We start from the raw sequence: 2,300 nt of genomic DNA, 5'->3' as shown, positions 1-2,300 counted from the left end.
GAAGCCCATGCGATAGGCGACTTCGGTCGGTGAGCCAACCAGCATGCCCTGACGGGACTGGATTGTCTGAACGAACAGACCTGCCTGCATCAGGCTGTCCGGCATACCGGCATCAAGCCATGCACAGCCACGACCCAGACGATCGACCTGCAATGTGCCTTCTTCCAGATACATCTGGTTCAGATCGGTAATCTCGAGTTCACCGCGCGGGCTCGGCTTGACCTTCTTGGCAAATTCCACAACGCGATGGTCGTAGAAATAGAGACCGGTCACAGCCCAGTTCGACTCAGGCTCTGTGGGCTTCTCGACAATACCAAGGGCACGGCCGCTCTCATCGAAGCTGACCACGCCATAACGCTCGGGGTCGCGCACCTGATAGGCGAAAACCGTTGCCCCTTCGGGACGGGACGCTGCTGCGCGCAGCAGCACGCCCAGATGGTCGGCAAAGATCAGGTTGTCACCCAACGCCAGAGCGCAGGGCGAGCCATCGATCCAGTCTTCTGCAATGAGGAAGGCCTGGGCCAGACCATCGGGAGAAGGCTGCTCGCGATACTCGAAACGCACGCCGAACTGCGATCCGTCGCCAAGCAGGCGCTTGAACTGCGGCAGGTCATGGGGCGTGGAGATGATCATGATATCCTGAATGCCAGCCAGCATGAGCGTGGTCAGCGGATAATAGATCATCGGCTTGTCGTAAACCGGCAGGAGCTGCTTCGAGGTTGCCAGCGTCATGGGATGCAGGCGTGTGCCTGATCCACCGGCCAGAAGAATGCCCTTCATCGGCTTGGATGCAGCGATGGCGTTCATGCTTTTGTTCCCAGTCTCTGTCCGGTGTAGCGGCGGGCGCGAATGCCTTCCCACCAGTTGCGGTTATCAAGATACCATTGAACCGTGCGGCGGATACCCGTTTCGAAATCGTGCTTGGCCTTCCAGTCCAGAGCCTTCTCGGCGTGGCTGGGGTCGATTTCGTAGCGGAAATCATGGCCGGGTCGATCCGTCACAAAACGGATCAGACGCTCGCGCGGACCTGCCGGATCGGGCGACAACTCGTCGAGTACGGCGCAAATGGTCTTGACGACATCGAGATTGGTGCGCGGCTGACGGGCACCAATGGCATAGGTCTCGCCCGGCTGGCCCTGTTCAACGGCCTTGACCAGTGCCTCGGCGTGATCCTCGACAAACAACCAGTCACGAATGTTCTCGCCCTTGCCATACACGGGCAATTCCTTGCCCTCGAGCGCGTTGATCGTCACCAGCGGGATGAGCTTCTCGGGAAAATGCCAGACGCCGTAGTTATTCGTGGTGTTCGTCACGAAGGTCGGCAGCCCATAGGTGTGATACCATGCGCGCACGAGATGGTCCGAAGCAGCCTTGGATGCCGAATACGGGCTGCGCGGATCGTAGGGGGTCGTCTCGGTGAACGGCGGATCATCGAGCTCGAGATGCCCAAAGACTTCGTCGGTCGAGATGTGATGAAAGCGAAAGGCCTTCTGCGCTGCGGCATCAAGGGTCTGCCAGTAGCGACGGGCAGCTTCGAGCAGCGCATAGGTGCCGGTTACATTGGTCTCGACAAAAACGCCAGGTCCGTCGATGGAGCGATCGACATGGCTTTCGGCTGCCAGATGCATGACGGCATCAGGACGATACTCGTCGAACAGCTTCTGGAGCTCGACACCATTGACGATATTGACAGCCGCATGACGATAACGCGGGTCCGCCGCGACCTCGCCCACGGTCTCTTCCGAGGCCGCATAGGTCATGCAATCCACGTTGAGGACTTCATGTGAGGTTTGACGGATCAGATGCCTGACCACGGCAGATCCAATAAAACCACACCCACCTGTCAATAATATACGCATTGCTACTCTCAGTCACAGCATTCAATACAGGCAGCATTCGGGCCAATCTGCCCCACGCCGAGGGTTACTGATTACAATCTGAGGGGGCAGTGTGGAAAGATGATATATATAACAAAATGCGCTAGAGTGGCATCATATTGCTTATCTATAACAAATGTATGCCACAAGTCATAGTAAAATATATATTAAAATAAATGTGGCTATATATTTAGAAATTTCCCATATTTATTCTCAGATTTTTTATTTATACATTTGAATGATGGATTATATATGGATTTACCTATATTTTATAAATCAATATATAGATGATCATATGATTTTTACTGGATTTCTCTGCGATTAATAAATCCAATACTTTAGTCTTGGATCATCCTTGCTGGGACCGCCTCCAGTTTTCGCTTGTGGCAATCAAAATAACCCGCGTGAGGTTACCCCCACAGA

General features: G+C 54.3%; 2 protein-coding genes. Both read right to left on the bottom strand.

The window, feature by feature from the left end; genetic code table 11:
- Positions 1-807 (bottom strand): glucose-1-phosphate thymidylyltransferase RfbA (gene rfbA / locus P792_RS0118550; RefSeq protein ID WP_235075432.1); only part of this gene is annotated, 807 nt, incomplete at its 3' end.
- Positions 804-1,859, bottom strand: coding sequence for a dTDP-glucose 4,6-dehydratase (rfbB, locus tag P792_RS26280; RefSeq protein WP_023978300.1), 1,056 nt, complete (start codon positions 1,857-1,859; stop codon positions 804-806). The genes rfbB and rfbA, both read right to left, overlap by 4 nt.
- Positions 1,860-2,300: the final 441 nt, after the last annotated feature.

Origin of the sequence: Asaia sp. SF2.1 (genome assembly GCF_000505765.1) — a bacterium.
GTDB lineage: Bacteria > Pseudomonadota > Alphaproteobacteria > Acetobacterales > Acetobacteraceae > Asaia > Asaia bogorensis.
Note: the sequence above shows the minus strand (reverse complement) of the source record. Positions and strands in the feature narration are given on the sequence as shown.